The sequence below is a fragment of the Pseudomonas sp. MT92 genome (assembly GCF_058792515.1).
Window position 1 is genome coordinate 121,037 of sequence record NZ_JBXAFA010000006.1, and the last position, 19,565, is coordinate 140,601.

At 57.9% G+C, this 19,565-nt stretch carries 22 protein-coding genes; 14 read left to right on the plus strand and 8 right to left on the minus strand.

Annotated elements, in window-relative coordinates; translation table 11 throughout:
* Window positions 1–135: 135 nt before the first annotated feature.
* Together AC1Q6D_RS13165 and AC1Q6D_RS13170 are read right to left on the minus strand one after the other, a co-directional pair.
* A complete protein-coding gene (locus AC1Q6D_RS13165) occupies window positions 136–612 on the minus strand; it encodes an FxsA family protein (protein WP_103403907.1) in 477 nt (158 codons plus the stop codon).
* Between the two features lie 66 nt (window positions 613–678).
* Window positions 679–1,410 (minus strand): HugZ family pyridoxamine 5'-phosphate oxidase, encoded by a 732-nt coding sequence (locus tag AC1Q6D_RS13170; RefSeq protein WP_103403906.1) that lies wholly within the window; start codon window positions 1,408–1,410, stop codon window positions 679–681.
* Between the two features lie 164 nt (window positions 1,411–1,574).
* Between AC1Q6D_RS13170 and AC1Q6D_RS13175 the strand changes: the two genes are divergently transcribed.
* Entirely contained in the window at window positions 1,575–2,333 is a 759-nt protein-coding gene (locus AC1Q6D_RS13175) for an SDR family oxidoreductase (protein WP_103403905.1), read from the plus strand.
* Window positions 2,334–2,453: 120 nt separating this feature from the next.
* Here AC1Q6D_RS13175 and apbC read toward each other — a convergent pair whose 3' ends face one another.
* Window positions 2,454–3,548 carry an iron-sulfur cluster carrier protein ApbC gene (gene apbC / locus AC1Q6D_RS13180; RefSeq protein ID WP_103403904.1) on the minus strand — a complete coding sequence of 365 codons (1,095 nt, stop codon included), beginning with the start codon at window positions 3,546–3,548 and terminating at the stop codon, window positions 2,454–2,456.
* Window positions 3,549–3,734: 186 nt separating this feature from the next.
* On the opposite strand from apbC, the gene metG reads away from it, so the two are divergent.
* From metG to AC1Q6D_RS13220, 8 genes are all read left to right on the plus strand, one after another.
* Window positions 3,735–5,786, plus strand: a complete 2,052-nt coding sequence (gene metG, locus AC1Q6D_RS13185) for a methionine--tRNA ligase (RefSeq protein ID WP_103403903.1) — start codon at window positions 3,735–3,737, stop codon at window positions 5,784–5,786.
* Between the two features lie 144 nt (window positions 5,787–5,930).
* The gene (locus AC1Q6D_RS13190) at window positions 5,931–6,500 is read left to right on the plus strand and encodes an electron transport complex protein RnfA (protein WP_103403902.1); all 570 of its coding nucleotides are present in this window, start codon (window positions 5,931–5,933) and stop codon (window positions 6,498–6,500) included.
* Entirely contained in the window at window positions 6,497–7,705 is a 1,209-nt protein-coding gene (gene rsxB, locus AC1Q6D_RS13195) for an electron transport complex subunit RsxB (RefSeq protein WP_103403901.1), read from the plus strand. The genes AC1Q6D_RS13190 and rsxB overlap by 4 nt, the downstream gene beginning before the upstream one ends.
* Complete coding sequence (locus tag AC1Q6D_RS13200; protein WP_103403900.1) at window positions 7,692–8,678, plus strand: RnfABCDGE type electron transport complex subunit D; 987 nt, start codon at window positions 7,692–7,694, stop codon at window positions 8,676–8,678. The genes rsxB and AC1Q6D_RS13200 overlap by 14 nt, the downstream gene beginning before the upstream one ends.
* Entirely contained in the window at window positions 8,675–9,286 is a 612-nt protein-coding gene (locus AC1Q6D_RS13205) for an RnfABCDGE type electron transport complex subunit G (protein ID WP_090464775.1), read from the plus strand. Before AC1Q6D_RS13200 ends, AC1Q6D_RS13205 begins: the two co-directional genes overlap by 4 nt.
* On the plus strand, window positions 9,279–9,860 hold the full coding sequence (locus AC1Q6D_RS13210) for an Rnf-Nqr domain containing protein (protein ID WP_103403899.1): 582 nt from the start codon (window positions 9,279–9,281) through the stop codon (window positions 9,858–9,860). The genes AC1Q6D_RS13205 and AC1Q6D_RS13210 overlap by 8 nt, the downstream gene beginning before the upstream one ends.
* Window positions 9,861–9,890: 30 nt before the next feature.
* Window positions 9,891–10,529 carry an endonuclease III gene (gene nth, locus AC1Q6D_RS13215; protein WP_103403898.1) on the plus strand — a complete coding sequence of 213 codons (639 nt, stop codon included), beginning with the start codon at window positions 9,891–9,893 and terminating at the stop codon, window positions 10,527–10,529.
* A 106-nt stretch (window positions 10,530–10,635) separates the two neighbouring features.
* Window positions 10,636–10,815, plus strand: a complete 180-nt coding sequence (locus AC1Q6D_RS13220) for a PA3496 family putative envelope integrity protein (RefSeq protein ID WP_047532681.1) — start codon at window positions 10,636–10,638, stop codon at window positions 10,813–10,815.
* 89 nt (window positions 10,816–10,904) lie between these two features.
* On the opposite strand, the gene AC1Q6D_RS13225 is transcribed toward AC1Q6D_RS13220, so the two are convergent.
* A complete protein-coding gene (locus AC1Q6D_RS13225; protein WP_047532683.1) occupies window positions 10,905–11,531 on the minus strand; it encodes a response regulator transcription factor in 627 nt (208 codons plus the stop codon).
* A gap of 558 nt (window positions 11,532–12,089) precedes the next feature.
* Between AC1Q6D_RS13225 and AC1Q6D_RS13230 the strand changes: the two genes are divergently transcribed.
* Window positions 12,090–12,827, plus strand: a complete 738-nt coding sequence (locus tag AC1Q6D_RS13230) for a hypothetical protein (RefSeq protein WP_103403897.1) — start codon at window positions 12,090–12,092, stop codon at window positions 12,825–12,827.
* Between the two features lie 106 nt (window positions 12,828–12,933).
* On the opposite strand, the gene AC1Q6D_RS13235 is transcribed toward AC1Q6D_RS13230, so the two are convergent.
* Window positions 12,934–14,151, minus strand: a complete 1,218-nt coding sequence (locus AC1Q6D_RS13235; protein ID WP_020799894.1) for an argininosuccinate synthase — start codon at window positions 14,149–14,151, stop codon at window positions 12,934–12,936.
* 129 nt (window positions 14,152–14,280) lie between these two features.
* The gene (locus tag AC1Q6D_RS13240) at window positions 14,281–15,186 is read right to left on the minus strand and encodes a flagellar protein MotY (RefSeq protein ID WP_103403896.1); all 906 of its coding nucleotides are present in this window, start codon (window positions 15,184–15,186) and stop codon (window positions 14,281–14,283) included.
* 159 nt (window positions 15,187–15,345) lie between these two features.
* Between AC1Q6D_RS13240 and pyrC the strand changes: the two genes are divergently transcribed.
* Window positions 15,346–16,392, plus strand: coding sequence for a dihydroorotase (pyrC, locus tag AC1Q6D_RS13245; RefSeq protein WP_047532687.1), 1,047 nt, complete (start codon window positions 15,346–15,348; stop codon window positions 16,390–16,392).
* On the plus strand, window positions 16,389–17,066 hold the full coding sequence (rnt, locus tag AC1Q6D_RS13250) for a ribonuclease T (RefSeq protein ID WP_047532689.1): 678 nt from the start codon (window positions 16,389–16,391) through the stop codon (window positions 17,064–17,066). Before pyrC ends, rnt begins: the two co-directional genes overlap by 4 nt.
* A 169-nt stretch (window positions 17,067–17,235) precedes the next feature.
* On the opposite strand, the gene AC1Q6D_RS13255 is transcribed toward rnt, so the two are convergent.
* Window positions 17,236–17,838 carry a peroxiredoxin gene (locus AC1Q6D_RS13255; RefSeq protein ID WP_047532691.1) on the minus strand — a complete coding sequence of 201 codons (603 nt, stop codon included), beginning with the start codon at window positions 17,836–17,838 and terminating at the stop codon, window positions 17,236–17,238.
* Window positions 17,839–18,139: 301 nt separating this feature from the next.
* Between AC1Q6D_RS13255 and AC1Q6D_RS13260 the strand changes: the two genes are divergently transcribed.
* Together AC1Q6D_RS13260 and bfr are read left to right on the plus strand one after the other, a co-directional pair.
* Complete coding sequence (locus AC1Q6D_RS13260) at window positions 18,140–18,358, plus strand: bacterioferritin-associated ferredoxin (protein ID WP_081997943.1); 219 nt, start codon at window positions 18,140–18,142, stop codon at window positions 18,356–18,358.
* 198 nt (window positions 18,359–18,556) lie between these two features.
* Window positions 18,557–19,033: a bacterioferritin gene (gene bfr, locus AC1Q6D_RS13265; RefSeq protein WP_090324906.1), complete on the plus strand. Its 477-nt coding sequence runs from the start codon at window positions 18,557–18,559 to the stop codon at window positions 19,031–19,033.
* A 186-nt stretch (window positions 19,034–19,219) separates the two neighbouring features.
* Here bfr and grxD read toward each other — a convergent pair whose 3' ends face one another.
* On the minus strand, window positions 19,220–19,561 hold the full coding sequence (grxD, locus tag AC1Q6D_RS13270; RefSeq protein WP_047532696.1) for a Grx4 family monothiol glutaredoxin: 342 nt from the start codon (window positions 19,559–19,561) through the stop codon (window positions 19,220–19,222).
* Window positions 19,562–19,565: the final 4 nt, after the last annotated feature.

Genomic DNA, 19,565 nt, shown 5'->3' on the forward strand with positions numbered 1-19,565 from the left:
TGTTCGCCAGAAACCTTGCGGTGACCGTTACATAAGGGCGCATAAGATTATTACAAGAGCGGGGATCGAAAAAAATTCATCTCGATGCGCCGCAAACGAACACGGCACCCGAAGGTGCCGTGTCGAAATGGAGCGTTACTTGTTATCGCGATGCTCGAACTCGCCCTCGATCACATTGGGCTCCCGGCCCAGCGGTTCGCGAGGTGCAGGACCGCCGCGGGACTGAAGGTCATCGGCGAACGCACGTTGGCGGATCGCTTGCTCCTCGGCGCGCTGGCGCATTTGATTGGCGAGCAGACGACGGGAGACGGGCAGCAGCATGATCAGGCCCAGCACGTCGGTGACGAAGCCCGGCAGGATCAACAGACCGCCCGCAAGGGCCAACATCAGGCCTTCGAGCATGGTCTGGGCGGGCAGCTCCCCACGATTCAGGCTTTCACGGGCACGCAATGCGGTTGCCAGACCGGCGATCCGCAGCACGAACACGCCGAGCATCGAGCCGAGAATGATCAGTAGCAGGGCCGGGAAAAAACCGATTGCCCCGGCCACCTTGACGAATACGAACAACTCCAACACTGGGAGCAGTACAAAGAGCAACAAAAAAGGGCGCATCAAATGGTTCCTCAACGCAAGAATGCCTTGCCAGTAATCCCTAGATGACGTCGCCGTTTCGTGAATTCAAGCGTCAGCCACTTCATTTTTCGGCCATTGTTCTGCATGAGCCAGGAAAACCAAGGCTTCGCGAACTTGTGTCGGAGTATTACATGGCGCTTGGAACGGCAACCAGTGAAGCCCCTGGCCAATGCGCAGGTGCATGCCCTCGCTATCGATACCGACCATCTGCGCCGGTGAGGTTTTCGGTAATCCCGCCAGATCGACGTAATGGGCGATGGCCTTGGCGTGATCGGCATTCATGTGTTCGACCATGCTTACTTCGGCCCTGCCGGCAAAAGGATTGGCCAGGGTCAGTTCGTTGACCCAGTGAATGGCGCCAAAACCGCCGATATAACGATGGCGCACAGGCTTGAGCACCCAGAAATCGAAATCATGGGCCTGGTGATAGTTCTGCGATTCCGGGAAATAGCGATAGTAACGCTCAGCGGCTGCTTCGATATCTGCCTCGTCCTCGAGCTGTTGCGCCTCGGCCAGGTAAGTCAGGCGCCCCACTGCTTGCACGTCTTCGGCCCCGCGTTCTCCGACAAAGAGCGAACATTTCGGATCTTTTTGCAGGTTATGGGTGTGTTGGGCGATACGGCTGATCAGGATCAGCGGCCAGCCCTGGGCATCCAGACAGTACGGAACCACGGAGCCGAACGGAAAACCGGGCATTGCCTTGGAATGCGTGGAGAGTACCCCGCGGTATTCCTTGAGCAGCAATTCTCGGGCATGCTTGGCAGCTTCAACGCTCAATTTATGACTCCTTATATAGAATCCGTCATAAAAACGGACGGGCGCCTGGCGAAAGTACCAGATCGCCAACAGGGCAGTTCTCATGTGCAGCCGGGCCACGCCAGGCGCCGATCGAGAGGCTCTCGCCAACGAAACCACTCTAGACCTGCTACCGGGGCATGCGAATGCAACTCACTGACAAAGTAATCATTATCACTGGCGGTTGCCAGGGTTTAGGCCGTTCCATGGCCGAGTATTTCGCCGGCAAGGGTGCGAAACTGGCGCTGGTCGATCTGAACCAGGAAAAGCTCGACGACGCCGTTGCGGCTTGCAAGGCCAAGGGTGTCGAGGCCCGCGCCTACCTGTGCAACGTCGCCAACGAAGAGCAAGTGACCCACATGGTGGCCCAGGTCGCCGAAGACTTCGGCGCGATCCATGGCCTGATCAATAACGCCGGAATCCTGCGTGACGGCCTGCTGCTCAAGGTCAAGGACGGTGAAATGACCAAGATGAGTCTGGCCCAATGGCAGTCGGTCATCGACGTCAACCTGACCGGCGTGTTCCTGTGCACCCGTGAAGTCGCGGCGAAAATGGTCGAGCTGAAGAACGGCGGCGCGATCATCAATATCTCGTCGATTTCCCGCGCCGGCAACGTCGGTCAGACCAACTACTCCGCCGCCAAGGCCGGCGTTGCGGCGGCGACCGTGACCTGGGCCAAGGAACTGGCGCGCTACGGCATTCGTGTGGCCGGCATTGCACCGGGTTTCATCGAAACCGAAATGACCCTGGGCATGAAACCTGAAGCACTGGAGAAAATGACCTCCGGGATTCCGCTCAAGCGCATGGGCAAACCGGAAGAGATCGCCCATTCGGCGGCGTACATCTTCGAAAATGACTATTACACCGGCCGGATTCTGGAAATGGATGGCGGGTTGCGCATTTAAGGCCACCGCAAAACAACGGTAGGAGCGAGCCTGCTCGCGTTGGTGGGTCAGACATCACTGTGTCGAATGACACACCATCGCGAGCAGGCTCGCTCCTACAAAGGATCGTGCTTCAAATCATCAATCGTCGCTGACAGTGATGTTCGGCATCGCCGGGGTCGCGGCTTCCTGCAATACGATACGCGCGCCGACATGACGGGCCAGCTCCTGATAGACCAGCGCAATCGGGCTGTCCGGCTCGGCGATCACCGTTGGCTTTCCACCGTCAGCCTGTTCGCGGATGGTCATTGCCAGCGGCAGCGAGGCCAGTAGCTCCACCCCATACTGGTCGGCCAGCTTCACACCACCGCCCTCACCGAACAGATGCTCGGCATGTCCGCAGTTGGAGCAGATGTGCACGGCCATGTTTTCCACCACGCCGAGCACCGGAATGTTCACTTTGCGGAACATTTCCACGCCCTTGCGCGCGTCGAGCAAGGCCAGGTCTTGTGGCGTGGTGACGATCACCGCGCCGGCCACAGGGACTTTCTGCGCCAGGGTCAGCTGGATGTCACCGGTGCCTGGCGGCATGTCGATGACCAGGTAATCCAGATCGCCCCACGCGGTCTGTGTCACCAGTTGCAACAAGGCACCGGAAACCATCGGCCCGCGCCAGACCATCGGCGTGTTGTCATCGGTCAGGAACGCCATGGACATCACTTCGACGCCATGGGACTGGATCGGCACGAACCACTTCTGATCCTTGATCTGCGGCCGGGTGCCTTCAGCGATGCCAAACATGATGCCCTGGCTTGGGCCATAAATGTCCGCATCCAGAATGCCCACCTTGGCCCCTTCGCGAGCCAGGGCCAATGCCAGGTTGGCGGCGGTGGTGGATTTGCCCACGCCGCCCTTGCCGGAGGCCACGGCCACCACATTCTTGACGTTGGCCAGGCCCGGAATCTGAGCCTGAGCCTTGTGCGCGGCAATGACGCTGGTGATCTCGACACGCGCCGTCGTCACGCCGTCCAGGCCTTCGATAGCCATCTGCAACAGTTGCGCCCAGCCACTTTTGAACAGACCGGCGGCATAGCCCAGCTCAAGCTGGACGTTGACGCGATCGCCCGCAATATCGACGCTGCGCACGCATCCGGCGCTGACCGGGTCCTGGTTCAGATAAGGGTCGGTGTACTGGCGAAGGACGGCTTCCACCGCTGCGCGATTGACGGCGCTCATGGGCAACTCCGATAACGAGACTGGAAAATCAGGCGGGTATCCTACGCCGGACACAGATTTGTGGCGAGGCTGGAAAATTTCCTGCGGCGAGGGGCTTGCAAAACAACTCCCCTGAGCCATGGGGTGAAAAATATGCGCCGGCGCTTTATAGTGGCCGACCTCCGTTTCATCAAGTAGCCGAGCCCCATGTCCGAGCCACGCAAGATTCTCGTCACCAGCGCCCTGCCCTATGCCAATGGTTCGATCCACCTCGGCCATATGCTGGAATACATCCAGACCGATATGTGGGTGCGCTTCCAGAAGCACCGCGGCAACCAATGCATTTATGTCTGCGCCGACGACGCCCACGGTTCGGCGATCATGCTGCGCGCGGAAAAGGAAGGCATCACCCCGGAACAACTGATCGCCAACGTCCAGGCTGAACACAGCGCCGACTTTGCCGACTTCCTGGTGGACTTCGACAACTTCCACTCCACTCACGCTGAAGAAAACCGTGAGCTGTCGAGCCAGATCTACCTGAAGCTGCGCGACGCCGGGCACATCGCCACGCGCTCGATCACCCAGTATTTCGACCCGGAAAAGAAAATGTTCCTGGCCGACCGCTTCATCAAGGGCACCTGCCCGAAATGCGGCACCGAAGACCAGTACGGCGATAACTGCGAAAAATGCGGCGCGACCTACGCACCGACCGATCTGAAAGATCCGAAGTCGGCAATTTCCGGCGCCACTCCGGTGCTCAAGGATTCCCAGCACTTCTTCTTCAAGCTGCCGGACTTCCAGGAAATGCTGCAAACCTGGACCCGCAGCGGCACTCTGCAAGACGCCGTCGCCAACAAGATCGCCGAATGGCTGGACGCGGGCCTGCAACAGTGGGACATCTCCCGCGATGCGCCGTACTTCGGTTTCGAGATCCCCGACGAGCCGGGTAAATACTTCTACGTCTGGCTGGACGCGCCGATCGGCTACATGGCGAGCTTCAAGAACCTGTGCAGCCGTACGCCGGAGCTGGACTTCGACGCGTTCTGGGGCAAGGACTCCAGCGCCGAGCTGTATCACTTCATCGGCAAGGACATCGTCAACTTCCACGCCCTGTTCTGGCCCGCAATGCTTGAAGGTGCGGGCTACCGCAAGCCGACCGGCATCAATGTGCACGGTTACCTGACCGTCAACGGCCAGAAAATGTCCAAGTCCCGCGGCACCTTCATCAAGGCCCGGACCTACCTGGATCACCTGTCGCCGGAATACCTGCGTTACTACTACGCGGCCAAACTGAGCCGTGGCGTCGATGACCTGGACCTGAACCTCGAAGACTTCGTGCAGAAGGTCAACTCCGACCTGGTGGGCAAAGTCGTCAACATCGCCAGCCGCTGCGCCGGTTTCATCCACAAAGGCAACGCCGGCGTGATGGTCGACACCAACGCCGCGCCGGAATTGACCGAAGCGTTCCTGGCCGCCGCGCCAGGCATCGCCGACGCCTATGAAGCCCGCGACTTCGCCCGCGCCATGCGCGAAATCATGGGCCTGGCGGACCGCGCCAACGCCTGGATCGCTGACAAGGCACCGTGGTCGCTGAACAAACAGGAAGGCAAGCAAGACGAGGTGCAGGCTATCTGCGCCACCGGCGTCAACCTGTTCCGCCAACTGGTGATCTTCCTCAAACCGGTGCTGCCACTGCTGGCCGCCGATGCCGAGGCGTTCCTCAACGTCGCCCCGTTGACCTGGAACGACCATGCGACCTGGCTCGCCAACCATCAGCTGAACGAGTTCAAGCCGCTGATGACCCGGATCGACCCGGTCAAAGTGCAAGCCATGACCGATGCATCGAAAGAAGACCTGACCGCCAGCCAGACCGACACCGGCGCCGCCGCCACGACCGGTAACGGCGAGTTGGCCAAGGATCCGCTGTCACCGGAAATCGAGTTCGACACCTTTGCGGCGGTCGACCTGCGCGTCGCCCTGATCGTCAAGGCCGAGCACGTGGAAGGGGCCGATAAGCTGTTGCGCCTGACCCTCGACATCGGTGACGAGCAACGCAACGTGTTCTCCGGCATCAAGAGCGCTTACCCGGACCCGTCCAAGCTCGATGGTCGGCTGACCATGATGATCGCCAACCTCAAGCCCCGCAAAATGAAGTTCGGCATCTCCGAAGGCATGGTGATGGCGGCCGGCCCTGGTGGCGAAGAAATCTACCTGCTCAGCCCTGACAGCGGCGCCAAGCCTGGTCAGCGGATCAAGTAAGGTTACTGCGGCAAACCGATCCCACAGTCGTGCCTGGCGCGACTGTGGGATTTTCATGTCTGGCCCACCCTCCGCCCTTGCCGGATAATGCCTAAGCTTTTTAGACCGCTCCCGTTAAAAAGCCCCGTTCTAGCCGGCACGATCATGACCGAAACGCTTCTTACGCTTATCAGTGCAGCCCTGATCAACAACCTCGTGTTGCACTGGCCGCTGGGTGTCGATCCGCTGCTGGGCAGCAAGCGCCAGCAGGTCCATGCACTGGGCCTCGCGACCACGTGCCTGATGTTGATTGTCGGCACCCTTGGTCATGCGCTTTACCACGGGTTGCTGGTGCCGTTGGACATGGCATCACTGCGGCTGTTTGTGTTTCTGCCGTTGAGCGTGTTGTTGATCGCTCCGTTGCTGACGTTGCTGGAGCGGATATTCCCGACACTCTCCTTCGAGGGGCTCTGGTTGTTGCTGCTGGGCAACGCGGGCGTACTTGGCGTAGCGCTGCTCAACGCCGAGGATGACCAAGGGCTCTTTCACGCCATCGCCCTGAGCCTGGGTGCCGGGCTGGGTTTCTGGCTGGTGCTGAGCCTGTTTCAAGACCTGCGCCAACGCACACTCGATAACGATGTTCCGCTGCCCTTCCGCGGCCTGCCGATCGACCTGATCAGCGCCGGACTGATCGCAGTGGCTTTTCTCGGATTCAGCGGACTGATCAAAACATGAGTCTGATTCAACGCATCGACGCCCTCTTGCCACAGACTCAATGCGGCAAGTGCGGCCATCCCGGATGCAAGCCCTACGCCGAAGGTATCGCCAGCGGCGAGCCCATCAACAAGTGCCCGCCGGGCGGCAGCGAAACCATCAATGCCCTGGCCGAACTGCTGCTCGTACCGGTGCTGGAACTGGACACCAGCCGTGGCTCGGCTCCGGCGCAGATCGCCTATATCCGCGAGGCCGAATGTATTGGTTGCACCAAATGCATCCAGGCCTGCCCGGTAGACGCCATCGTCGGCGCGGCCAAACTGATGCACACGGTCATCATCGACGAGTGCACCGGCTGCGACCTCTGCGTGGCCCCCTGCCCGGTCGACTGCATTGAAATGCATCCGTTGCCGATCTCCGCAGTGCTGCCGATTGTCGGCGGCCTGGCATTCAGCCTTGAAGAGCAACGCGCCCGCACGGCCAAACGCAATCGGGCGCGGCGCCGTTTCGAGCAACGCAACGCCCGCTTGCAACGTGAAGAAGAACTGAAGGCGGCCGAACGACAGGCCCGGGCGCAACGTGCCGCCCAACCCAGCGCAGCGACGCTTGACCCGGTGCAGGCCGCCCTTGAACGCGTCCGCGCGCAAAAGGCCGCCACTGCCGATGCCGCACTGAAGAAAGCCAAGATCGATCTGGCGATGAGTCGGGCGCAATTGAACAAATCGCTCAAGGCCTTCGGCCATCCGCCGACCTTCGAGCAGCAATCGCAGTTGGTGGTCCTGCAGCAGCAGTTCGAAGCGGCCGAGCAGGCCTTGGCGCTGCTGGGAAGCACGGCTGCGCCCGCGCCCGCCGTTGCACCAGTAAAAGATGCCGATCTGAAACGGGCCAAGATCCAGTTGGCCATGCGCCGCGCCGAACTCAAAAAGGCTCAGACCCTTCAAGCGCCCGCTGAACAGATCGAAACCCTGGAACGTGCGCTCAGCGAGGCCGAGCAAGCCTTGCATGCCGCCGAAGCGCTCAGCGGACAACCCTTGCCAGACCTGACGCGCGTGGAAAAGCGTCCGATCGACAGCCAGCTTCGGCAACTGAAGACCGAACTGGCCTATGCCCGCGCTGACGTCAGCAAACTCGAACGTCGCGCCGACACCCCCGCCGAACAGATGGAAAAGGCTCGCGCTCGCCTGCAGGAAGCCGAGCGTCAGGTGGATGCCCATGTCACCCCTTGACACGGTCGACGAGCGCCTTCAGCAGGCCATGCAGCGGGTACTCCTGGCTACGTTGCCGGGCATGCTCACGTTGTTCTGGCTGTACGGCTGGGGGGTCTTGATCAACCTGGTTCTGGCGGCGGTGAGCGCTTTGGCCGCTGAAGCGGCGGTGTTGAAGTTGCGCAAGCGGTTACTCCAGCCGACCCTGAGCGACGGCAGTGCACTGGTCAGCGCGACATTGCTGGCCCTGGCCCTGCCGCCTTACTGCCCTTGGTGGTTGACGGTCAGTGCCGCCGCGTCTGCCATGCTGTTCGGCAAGTACTTGTATGGGGGCGTGGGCAAAAATCCGTTCAATCCGGCGATGCTTGGCTTTGCCCTGGTGCTGGTGACGTTTCCGCAACAAATGACGCACTGGCCATCCTCCCACGGTATGGACCTGATGGGCGGACTCCAGCAAGTTTTCGGTTTTGGTCAGTTGCCGGATGCCTGGGTCCAGGCCACGGCACTGGATGGCTTGAGGATCAACAAAAGCCTGACCATGGATGAACTGTTCGCCACTCATCCTGCCTTTGGCCAATTCGGTGGTCGAGGTGTGGAATGGGTGAATCTGGCGTTTCTGGCGGGCGGCGCTTTTCTGCTGCAACAGCGCCTGTTCAGTTGGCACGCGCCAGTCGGCATGCTCGCCAGCCTGTTCCTTATCAGCTTGTTGTGCTGGAACGGTTCGGGCTCCGACTCCCATGGTTCGCCGCTGTTTCATCTGCTCAGCGGCGCCAGCATGCTGGGGGCATTTTTCATCGTGACGGAACCGGTGTCCGGTGCGAAAAGCCCCGGCGCACGACTGCTGTTCGGCGCGGGTGTCGGACTGCTGACCTATCTGATTCGCACCTGGGGTGGCTATCCCGACGGCGTGGCATTCGCCGTCCTGTTAATGAACCTGTGTGTACCGGCGCTGGAGCGGTTTGTCGCGTCCAGGCAGGAACGGATTTCGCCATGAGCCGAGCATCGAGCGTTGCGATCCTTGTGGTCATGGCAGGTCTTGGCATTGGCTCGACGTACTTCGTGCAACACACCAGCGCCTCCCGCATTGCCGCCCAACAGCACCTGATCGACAGTCGTAACTTGCTTGACCTGTTGCCGCCGGACAGCTACGACAATCAGCCACTGGAACAGCCGCTCGCTCTCGACGTCACAGCCTTGACCAACAGCACGCTGCTGGGTGGCTACCTGGCAAGCAAGTCCGGCCAGCCCTATGCCGTGTTGCTGCGCAGTCAGACCCTGGGTTATGCCGGCGCCATCGACTTGCTGATCGCCGTCGATGCCAATGGCCGGTTGGTGGGGGTCAAAACCCTGAAGCAATCCGAAACCCCGGGGCTTGGCGCACGGATCGCCGATTGGCCGAATGCCTGGCTTCAGATGTTTTCCGGCAAGTCTCGGACAGATCCTGGCGACAATGGCTGGGCGCTGAAAAAGGATCAGGGGCAATTCGATCAGATCGCGGGCGCGACCATCACATCAAGAGCGGTGATCAACGCCACCCATGACGCTCTGCGCTATTGCGATGAACACCGGCAAGCACTGTTCGGGAGTCCTTCCCATGAATAAATCATTCCTTGTGCAAAACTCGCTGATGCTTGCACCGTTGATCGGCGCTACCGGCTCGCTGATGACCGCTGCGGGCTTCACGCTGACGTTCATCATGGTGACCAGCGTTTTCGCCCTGTGCATGAATGCATTGCGGCCTCGACTGCTCCCGGCGACGCACTTGCTGGCAAGCGTGCTGCTCGCCGCCACATTGACCAGTTGCGCGGAACTCGGCGCCCAACTCTGGTCGCTGCAATGGCATCAGGACCTGGGCATTTATGCCGGGCTGGTTGCCTTGCAATGCGTGGTGTTGGACTGCACTGGATTTTTCCAGAGAACCTGGCCGGCTCGCCTGCGGTTGTATGGCTTGTTCGGCGTATTGATGGTGGGCTTGGGGCTGCTCCGGGAACTCATTGGCCGCGGGACCTTCGGCAGCCACCTGTCATGGCTGACGAATGCCTCGCCAGCGCATTGGGAAGGCTGGATCTTAACCACCGACGGTGGCTTGCGCCTGACCACGCTGGCCCCTGGCGGATTCATTCTGCTGGGATTGCTGATTGCCCTCTGGCAAATCTGGCACCGCCCCACACCTTAAATTGAACGTCTTCGAGGAAACTCACTGCCCATGAATGCCGCAAAACGTCTGGAAATTTTCCGCAGGCTGCATGAAGACAACCCGGAACCGAAGACCGAACTGGCCTATTCCTCACCGTTTGAATTACTGATCGCTGTGATTCTCTCGGCGCAATCGACCGATGTCGGCGTCAACAAGGCCACGGCGAAACTGTTCCCGGTCGCCAATACGCCGGCGGCGATGTATGCCCTGGGCGTCGACGGACTGTCGGAATACATCAAGACCATCGGCCTGTACAACAGCAAAGCAAAGAACGTGATCGAAACCTGTCGCCTGCTGGTGGAGCGCCATGCTGGCGAAGTGCCGCAGACCCGAGAGGAACTGGAAGCGCTGCCCGGTGTTGGCCGCAAGACCGCCAACGTGGTGCTCAACACAGCATTCCGCCAACTGACCATGGCCGTGGACACCCATATCTTCCGAGTCAGCAACCGCACCGGCATTGCGCCGGGCAAGAATGTGGTCGAGGTCGAGAAAAAACTGATGAAATTCGTGCCCAAGCAATACCTGCTCGATTCCCATCACTGGCTGATCCTTCACGGGCGCTATGTTTGCCTGGCTCGCAAGCCCCGCTGCGGCAGTTGTCGCATCGAAGACCTGTGCGAATACAAGCACAAGACCTCCGACGATTGAGGCACTATTGGATTTATTGATTTATCGATTGAAAAAATCTTTTTTACCCGCCGGGAGATTGTCGATATAAGGAGCCCCAAAGGCAGTCTTAGCCTGGAGTAACTAAATGAGCACTGGCAAAGAGCAATTGGACGTAGAAGACGACTTTACCCCCATTGAGGCCGATGACGCTGAACCTGTGGTTGAAGTGGCGAAAACCAACCTGAGCAAACGCCGTACCATCGACAATCTGCTGGAGGAGCGCCGACTGCAAAAGCAATTGGCCGATTACGACTTTGACTTATGACACCTAAAAGCCTCCCGAAACGGAGGCTTTTTACTTTGGCTGCTGTACGGTAAATGCCGCTCATCGCTGAGCGCCAAATACTGATGCAATCACACCAGCCCGTTGCGCTGGGCCAATTCAATCAGGTCCACCAGAGAGCGCGCATTGAGTTTCAACAGCAGGCGAGTCTTGTAAGTACTAACGGTTTTGTTACTAAGGAACATCCCATCGGCAATCTCCTTGTTAGTCTTGCCCTTGGCCAACTGTTGCAAGACCATCATTTCCCGCCCTGACAGACGATCCACCATATCGGCTTCACTGGCGTTACCCAAACTAGCGCGTACGGTATGCAAGGCCTGATTGGGAAAGTAGCTGTAACCGGACAAAACGGCCTTTATTGCACTGAGCAACTCAGTGAGGTCCTGCTGCTTGCAGACATACCCGGCAGCCCCCGACTGCATGCAACGCATGGAAAAATGTCCAGGCGCCTGGGACGTCAATATCAACACTTTCATTGGCATCGCAGTGGATGATAGTCGGGCAATGACTTCCAACCCATCCAGTTTCGGTATTCCAATATCCAGAATGACAATGTCCGGCATATGTTCACGCGCAAGTTGCAATGCATCCACGCCATTATCTGTTTCTGCAATGACTTCGTAGCCATGACGTTCCATCAGCATACGTACCGCAAGACGAATGACGGGGTGATCATCCACGATCAGCACTTTATTCATGGGCAGTCCAATTTCGCTGTTCGAATTTTTAGAGCCCGCACAATAGCCTAGTCGTTTCACCCATGGCATGCCGCCCCCCCCCGGCCACCTACACCGAGAGACATTCCCTACAAATATCGCGGATTAGTCTTACAAAAAAACCGTCTCAGCAAGGCATCGAAAACGAAACCCACGGGAAGACAATTCAATTCTCAACGGTTTTTCGTATCAATTTACGACAAAAAAGTTGAGCAAAAAATCGGAGCAACCGCAGTCTGGCTGATACAGCACACTCAACCACGGCCAAAAAGTAACCGATATTTTCCGTACTTATATTCATACCAGAAATATCACACACCACGTATCCACTTACTCTTACAGCGAAGAAAATCTGACAAACAATCATTACAAAGACACAATTTAAAACCCACTTCCAGCCAAGCCAAATTAAATCAACACAACGCTCACACACATTAAAATGGATATACTTCCTATACAAATCCAAATCATTAACAACACCCAACCAAAATATCGTTATTAAGTCACCGAGAAAAGACAAATTATATATGAGTGAACAACATGACAAAACTCAAAAAAAGAATCACCAACCCCATGACCGTTATCGCGATATTCGCAACACTTTCTGAAACATCCGCAGCGATTTCTCTACCCTTTCTGGATAATAAGGAGAGAGAAATCTACATATGGTTCCTGATCAGCTTCCCCTTTTATTTACTGCTTCTATTTTTCGTCACACTCAACTTTAATTATCGCTCGCTGTATGCGCCTTCAGATTTTGACAAGGGAAAGCACTTCATAAAAGTGCTGGACAAGTCCAAGCATCCAGAAAACAGCCACTCAACGACGTCAAGTGAACATACTGAACGGCATAAGCCAGTGGATGCCGGGCGATCCGCTTCGCCCCCCTGCGCCGCTCAGGCCTCGCTCGTAGACCCAGGCTTGCAGGGTCTGCCCTCGGTTGAACATCACATCCGAATGACCACGCTGCTCAAGGAGTTATGCATCATTGATGCACGCTGCCTGAGCAAAAAAATCGAATTCAGCGCTTTATTGGAGAATATCGAGAGGCCACGGGACAGGCAGGCACACGTGATTTTGTTTCTCACCTGCGCAGAATCGGAGGCCATACTGAAAAACTGTGCAATCAAACATTCCAAGCTGACGCGCAAGCGCCATAGCGCCACATGTTGCGCTGCTTACAATTTGAACACACATGAGGTGACGGTCATTGACCATAGCGGCCAATCGATATCAGAGACGCGCGGGAAATATCAGAGGGAGACAGATAGCAGATAAAGAGGGTGACAAGAAAATCGCGATGTCGAAGGACCAGATAAACACTATTTCGGGCTTGTGGCCTCGTCGATGACGAGGCCACAAATCCCTTACCCGCTCAAAGGCCTTAGAAAAGCTTCCGGCCCTTGTTCGCAGCAATGCGCATGCGCAATGCGTTGAGCTTGATGAAACCCGCCGCGTCGGCCTGATTGTAGGCGCCGCCATCTTCCTCGAAGGTCGCGATGTTGGCGTCGAACAACGACTCGTCGGACTTGCGACCGGTCACGATCACATTGCCCTTGTACAGCTTCAGGCGCACAACGCCATTCACGTGAGCCTGGGACGCGTCGATCATCTGCTGCAGCATCAGACGCTCCGGGCTCCACCAGTAGCCGGTGTAGATCAGGCTGGCGTACTTCGGCATCAACTCGTCCTTGAGGTGAGCCACTTCGCGGTCCAGGGTGATCGATTCGATCGCACGGTGGGCGCGCAGCATGATGGTGCCGCCAGGTGTCTCGTAGCAGCCACGGGACTTCATGCCCACGTAACGGTTCTCGACGATGTCCAGACGGCCGATGCCGTGTTCACCACCGATACGGTTCAACGTCGCCAGCACGGTAGCCGGGGTCATTTCGACGCCGTCCAGTGCGACGATGTCGCCGTTGCGGTAGGTCAATTCCAGATACTGCGGCTTGTCAGGCGCCTTCTCCGGGGAGACGGTCCAACGCCACATGTCTTCTTCGTGCTCGGTCCAGGTGTCTTCCAGCACGCCGCCTTCATAGGAGATGTGCAACAGGTTGGCATCCATCGAGTACGGGGATTTCTTCTTGCCGTGACGCTCGATCGGGATTGCGTGCTTCTCGGCGTAGTCCATCAGCTTCTCGCGGGACAGCAGGTCCCACTCGCGCCAAGGGGCAATCACTTTCACGCCTGGTTTCAAGGCATAGGCGCCCAGTTCGAAACGAACCTGGTCGTTGCCCTTGCCGGTAGCGCCGTGGGAAATGGCGTCTGCGCCGGTTTCGTTGGCGATTTCGATCAGGCGTTTGGCGATCAACGGACGAGCGATGGAAGTACCCAGCAGGTACTCGCCTTCGTAAACGGTGTTGGCGCGGAACATCGGGAAAACGAAATCGCGCACGAACTCTTCGCGCAAGTCGTCGATGTAGATCTCTTTCACGCCCATGGCCTGAGCCTTGGCGCGTGCCGGTTCGACCTCTTCGCCCTGACCCAGGTCAGCGGTGAAGGTCACCACTTCACAGTTATAAGTATCCTGCAGCCACTTGAGGATCACCGAAGTGTCCAGGCCGCCGGAATACGCCAGAACGACCTTGTTTACGTCCGCCATGCCATCACTCCACGGGGTTCTACGGAAAGCCGGGAAGTCTACCGCTCATGCAGGATAATTTACAGAGGCGCGACAGCTTATGACGACGAAGCGACAGATTATGTCGAGAGCGCGACGATGACCGGCGAGTCAGGAGGTCGCCGATGTGGCTGGCTTCGTGGCCTGCGGGGCCACCTGCTCTGGCGGAGCTCCGCGTTCCAGGCGAACGGCGACCCGACGGTTCTTGGCCCGATTGGCATTGTTTGTGTTGGGTGCCAGTGGGTAACGCTCACCGTGGAAGCGCATGGTGACCTGCGATTCCTGAATGCCATTGGCCTTGAAGAACTCCATGACCGCCAGGGCCCGGCGCCGTGACAGGTCGCGGTTGGTCAGGCGGTTGCCGCTGTTGTCGGAATGACCGTCGAGTTCGATGTGATTGACCGTCGGATCGGCCTTCATGTACTCCAGCATCACCTGCAGCTTGGCTTTCGCCGCCGCATCCAGGTCGATACCGCCACCAGGGAAACCAACTTCGGATTGTTTCACCTGCTCGAAGTTCTGCGGCAACAACTTCGCCACGCAACCCTGATAGTCGGCAAACGCCTTGCTGAACTTGACCGGCAGCAACCGCACTTCCGACACACGCCCATCCCCCGAAGAATGCCGGATCACAGGGCTGCGTCCGTCCATCAGGCCACTGATCAATCGCCCCGCCTGCACCTGCGAACTGTTGAACAGCACATTGCCGCTGCCGATTCTCACCGAACCCAGGTTGATATCGCCCCGCCCCGGTTGCCACGGCGCAGCCGCCGCCAGCAAGGTGGCCGACCCGCCACCCATCATGGCGTTGTAGGCATTCAGACGAAACGTCGCCTGCTCGCCAGCACGGCGCACGAATTGTCCCGAGCCAAAATCAGTGATCGGCTGGGTCAGTCTGCATTCGAACTTGTCACCTTCGACCGTCCACTCGATGCTCTCCAGTCGGGTCTGGAAAGTGAGCGCCATCGCAGGAAGGCTGGCAAACACACTGAGCAAGGCTAAATAACGCTGGCGCACGGGAGGCTCCACTGGCTTCTACAACAAAAAGACCGACACACATATGTTTACGGCATACCTGTTGGATATCGGAAGCTTCCCGTAAAACTTGATAGCGAGTGCCTGCAAGAGTCTTTTCCGGTAGCATTCCCCTCAGTTTGACCCGCCTGGAATCCCCTCATGTCCGACCGCCTGACCCTGCTGCGTCCCGACGACTGGCACATTCATCTTCGCGATGGTGCCGTGTTGACCAATACCGTTGCGGATGTTGCGCGCACCTTTGGTCGCGCCATCATCATGCCCAACCTGGTTCCGCCGGTCCGTAATGCGGCTGAGGCCGACGGCTATCGCCAGCGGATTCTCGCTGCTCGCCCGGCCGGCAGCCATTTCGAACCGCTGATGGTCCTGTACCTGACCGACCGCACCCAGCCTGAAGAAATTCGCGAGGCCAAGGCCTGCGGTTTCGTCCACGCCGCCAAGCTGTACCCGGCCGGCGCGACCACCAACTCGGACTCTGGCGTCACCAGCATCGACAAGATCTTTCCCGCACTGGAGGCCATGGCCGAAGTCGGAATGCCCTTGTTGATCCACGGCGAAGTCACCCGTGGCGATGTCGATGTATTCGACCGCGAAAAGATCTTCATCGATGAGCACATGCGCCGTGTGGTCGAGCGTTTCCCGACCCTGAAAGTGGTGTTCGAACACATCACGACCACAGACGCCGTGCAGTTCGTCAACTCGGCTTCGGCCAACGTGGGCGCGACCATCACAGCGCATCACCTGCTATACAACCGCAACCACATGCTGGTGGGCGGGATTCGTCCGCACTTCTACTGCCTGCCGATCCTCAAGCGCAATACGCACCAGGAAGCCCTGCTCGACGCCGCCACCAGCGGCAGCGAGAAGTTCTTCCTCGGCACAGACTCGGCGCCCCACGCCCAGCATGCCAAAGAAGCCGCTTGTGGCTGCGCTGGCTGCTACACCGCCTATGCCGCGATCGAGTTGTATGCCGAAGCCTTCGAACAGCGCAATGCGCTGGACAAGCTGGAAGCCTTCGCCAGCCTCAACGGCCCGCGTTTCTATGGCCTGCCGGCGAACACCGATCGCATCACCCTGGTCCGCGAAGAATGGACCGCCCCCACCAGCCTGCCGTTTGGCGAGCTGACCGTTATCCCGCTGCGCGCCGGTGAAAAACTGCGCTGGCGCCTGCTGGAGGAACACGCGTGAGTGAAGAGCATTTCGACGACGAACAGGAAGGTCATGGCGGCGGAGGCGGTCCCCGTCATCCAATGGCTGCCAGGTTTCGTGGTTACCTGCCCGTTGTCGTCGACGTAGAAACCGGTGGTTTCAACTCGGCCACCGACGCCCTGCTGGAAATTGCCGCGACCACCATCGCCATGGATGAAAAGGGGTTTGTGTACCCGGATCACACCTACTTCTTCCGTGTCGAGCCGTTCGAAGGCGCGAACATCGAAGCCGCCGCCCTGGAATTCACCGGGATCAAGCTCGATCACCCGTTGCGCATGGCCGTGAGTGAAGAAACAGCCCTGAACGACATCTTCCGTGGCGTACGCAAGGCCCTCAAGGCCAATGGATGCAAACGGGCGATCCTGGTCGGACATAACAGCAGCTTCGACTTGGGCTTCCTCAACGCTGCGGTCGCGCGCCTGGACATGAAGCGCAATCCGTTTCACCCGTTCTCCAGTTTCGATACCGCGACCCTGGCCGGTCTGGCTTACGGCCAAACCGTGCTGGCCAAGGCCTGTCAGGCAGCCGATATCGACTTCGATGGTCGCGAGGCTCACTCGGCTCGCTACGACACCGAGAAGACGGCCGAGCTGTTCTGCGGCATCGTCAACCGCTGGAAACAGATGGGCGGCTGGGAAGATTTCGACGATTGACCTGTAGGAGCGAGGCTGCTCGCAATAGTGGTCAACGATAACGCGGGGGATCTGGCTCTCTGCGGTATCCAGCGTTCATCGCTAGCAGGCTCGCTCCAACAGAAAGCATAAAAAACACCCATAAAAAAACCGGCCTCGAAGGCCGGTTTTTTTGTACCTGGAACGTGCCTTACAGAGCAGCAGCGTGCTCAGTCAGGTAAGCCGCAACGCCTTCTGGCGAAGCGTTCATGCCTTTGTCGCCTTTTTTCCAGTTGGCAGGGCAAACTTCGCCGTGCTCTTCGTGGAATTGCAGAGCGTCGACCAGACGGATCAGCTCTTCCATGTTACGGCCCAGTGGCAGGTCGTTGACGATCTGCGAGCGAACAACGCCTTTGTCGTCGATCAGGAACGCGCCACGGAAAGCAACGCCGTCAGCGGACTGAACGTCGTAGGCCTTCATGATTTCCTGCTTGATGTCGGCAGCCATGGTGTAACCCACCTGGCCAATACCGCCGTTGTTCACCGGGGTGTTGCGCCATGCGTTGTGGGTGAAGTGCGAGTCGATCGACACAGCAACCACTTCCACATTGCGCGCCTTGAAGTCAGCCAGGCGGTGGTCCAGAGCGATCAGCTCGGACGGGCAAACGAAGGTGAAGTCCAGCGGGTAGAAGAACACCAGGCCGTATTTGCCTTTGATGGCCGAAGACAGGGTGAAGCTGTCAACGATTTCGCCATTGCCGAGTACGGCCGGTACGGTGAAGTCAGGGGCTTGTTTGCCTACGAGTACGCTCATTGGATATCTCCTGGTGTAGAAACGTAAAAACAAGGTTGGTGCCAGCCTGCCACCCTCAGGCGACAGCCCTGTGACACAAACCCGTTTCGGAAAGACCGGCCATCATACACTGCGTGTTTGACCTGTCCTCAACGGTTTTTCCCTCGACGCCTGAAAACGCCAGGCCGAATTTCGTTTCACCTGTCCTGGAAGCAACCGTTCGTCAGTACCGGGAAAAGCGTTCATAAAGCACTTTGACAATCATTCTCGTTAACATTAAGATCCACCGCATTCGAGCATAAACAAGCGACGGTCTTCACTTATGTATGTTTGCCTCTGCACTGGCGTCACCGACGGCCAAATCCGCGATGCGATCTATGAAGGATGCTGCAGCTACAAGGAAGTCCGCCAGGCTACCGGCGTTGCCGGTCAATGCGGCAAATGTGCCTGCCTCGCCAAGGAAGTGGTACGCGAGACCCTGACGAAACTGCAAACGGCCCAGGCAGCGATTCCTTTTCCAGCAGAATTTACAGCAGCATAAATACCGTATTTCAAAAAACCGGACGCCTGTCCGGTTTTTTTATGCCCGCAAATCAATCGCTTATGTTCCAGACGCGGAACACAAACATTCTTATTCCTATTAATTTTCATATAAGTTTCAATAACTTAGGTTTGACACTATTAAGTGTGCAGCTCAAACTCCGACTTATTGATAGCTAATAAAGGGCAGGACCCCATCATGAAAGGCGACGTAACAGTCATCCAGCATCTCAACAAAATCCTTGGCAATGAGCTGGTCGCAATCAATCAGTACTTTCTGCATGCACGCATGTATGAGGATTGGGGCCTGAACAAACTCGGCAAGCACGAGTACCACGAGTCCATTGACGAGATGAAGCACGCGGACAAGCTGATCAAGCGCATCCTGTTCCTGGAGGGGCTGCCGAACGTTCAGGACCTGGGCAAGCTGCACATCGGCGAACACACCAAGGAAATGCTTGAGTGCGACCTGCGCATCGAACGCACCGGTCATGCCGATCTCAAGGTGGCCATTGCTCATTGCGAAACAGTGGGTGACTTCGGCAGCCGTGAACTGCTTGAAGATATCCTTGAGTCCGAAGAAGAACATATCGACTGGCTGGAAACTCAACTTGGCCTGATCGACAAGATTGGTATCGAGAACTACCTGCAATCGCAGATGGGCGAAGACGAGTAAGTTCTACGCCATTGATCTCGATGCAATAAAAAGCCCCGCTCTCTTTCAAGGAGGCGGGGCTTTTTTTGTACTTGCTCTTGCAGGAGCTGAGCTTGCTTGCGATGGTCGTTAACGATAACGCGGGGAACGGTTCCCCACAACGCTCTTTAGTCCATCGCGAGCGGGCTCGCTCCTACAGGAAGCGAATCAGGCTTCGGTCTTCTGGGCAGCAGCCTTGGCAGCAGCGTCCTTGATCAGCGCCTGCAGCGAACCATCAGCGGACATCTCGGTCATGATGTCGCTACCGCCAACCAGCTCACCCGCCACCCACAGTTGCGGGAAGGTTGGCCAGTTGGCGTATTTTGGCAGGTTGGCGCGGATTTCCGGGTTTTGCAGGATGTCCACGTACGCAAACTTTTCACCACACGCCATCACGGCCTGCGCGGCTTTCGCGGAGAAGCCACACTGCGGGGCATTCGGCGAGCCTTTCATGTAAAGCAGAATGGTGTTGTTGGCAATCTGCTCTTTAATCGTTTCGATGATATCCATGGAG

Excerpts from the sequence above, each read along its gene's own strand:
- AC1Q6D_RS13225 (WP_047532683.1), bottom strand. The coding sequence starts at position 11,531 with ATGAATAAAGTGCTGATCGTGGATGATCACCCCGTCATTCGTCTTGCG.
- AC1Q6D_RS13220 (WP_047532681.1), top strand. The coding sequence starts at position 10,636 with ATGAGCACTGGCAAAGAGCAATTGGACGTAGAAGACGACTTTACCCCC.
- grxD (WP_047532696.1), bottom strand. The coding sequence starts at position 19,561 with ATGGATATCATCGAAACGATTAAAGAGCAGATTGCCAACAACACCATT.
- rsxB (WP_103403901.1), top strand. The coding sequence starts at position 6,497 with ATGAGTCTGATTCAACGCATCGACGCCCTCTTGCCACAGACTCAATGC.
- AC1Q6D_RS13210 (WP_103403899.1), top strand. The coding sequence starts at position 9,279 with ATGAATAAATCATTCCTTGTGCAAAACTCGCTGATGCTTGCACCGTTG.
- AC1Q6D_RS13230 (WP_103403897.1), top strand. The coding sequence starts at position 12,090 with ATGACAAAACTCAAAAAAAGAATCACCAACCCCATGACCGTTATCGCG.
- AC1Q6D_RS13260 (WP_081997943.1), top strand. The coding sequence starts at position 18,140 with ATGTATGTTTGCCTCTGCACTGGCGTCACCGACGGCCAAATCCGCGAT.
- AC1Q6D_RS13205 (WP_090464775.1), top strand. The coding sequence starts at position 8,675 with ATGAGCCGAGCATCGAGCGTTGCGATCCTTGTGGTCATGGCAGGTCTT.
- AC1Q6D_RS13190 (WP_103403902.1), top strand. The coding sequence starts at position 5,931 with ATGACCGAAACGCTTCTTACGCTTATCAGTGCAGCCCTGATCAACAAC.
- bfr (WP_090324906.1), top strand. The coding sequence starts at position 18,557 with ATGAAAGGCGACGTAACAGTCATCCAGCATCTCAACAAAATCCTTGGC.
- AC1Q6D_RS13200 (WP_103403900.1), top strand. The coding sequence starts at position 7,692 with ATGTCACCCCTTGACACGGTCGACGAGCGCCTTCAGCAGGCCATGCAG.
- pyrC (WP_047532687.1), top strand. The coding sequence starts at position 15,346 with ATGTCCGACCGCCTGACCCTGCTGCGTCCCGACGACTGGCACATTCAT.
- AC1Q6D_RS13165 (WP_103403907.1), bottom strand. The coding sequence starts at position 612 with ATGCGCCCTTTTTTGTTGCTCTTTGTACTGCTCCCAGTGTTGGAGTTG.
- AC1Q6D_RS13175 (WP_103403905.1), top strand. The coding sequence starts at position 1,575 with ATGCAACTCACTGACAAAGTAATCATTATCACTGGCGGTTGCCAGGGT.
- metG (WP_103403903.1), top strand. The coding sequence starts at position 3,735 with ATGTCCGAGCCACGCAAGATTCTCGTCACCAGCGCCCTGCCCTATGCC.
- AC1Q6D_RS13235 (WP_020799894.1), bottom strand. The coding sequence starts at position 14,151 with ATGGCGGACGTAAACAAGGTCGTTCTGGCGTATTCCGGCGGCCTGGAC.
- apbC (WP_103403904.1), bottom strand. The coding sequence starts at position 3,548 with ATGAGCGCCGTCAATCGCGCAGCGGTGGAAGCCGTCCTTCGCCAGTAC.
- nth (WP_103403898.1), top strand. The coding sequence starts at position 9,891 with ATGAATGCCGCAAAACGTCTGGAAATTTTCCGCAGGCTGCATGAAGAC.
- AC1Q6D_RS13255 (WP_047532691.1), bottom strand. The coding sequence starts at position 17,838 with ATGAGCGTACTCGTAGGCAAACAAGCCCCTGACTTCACCGTACCGGCC.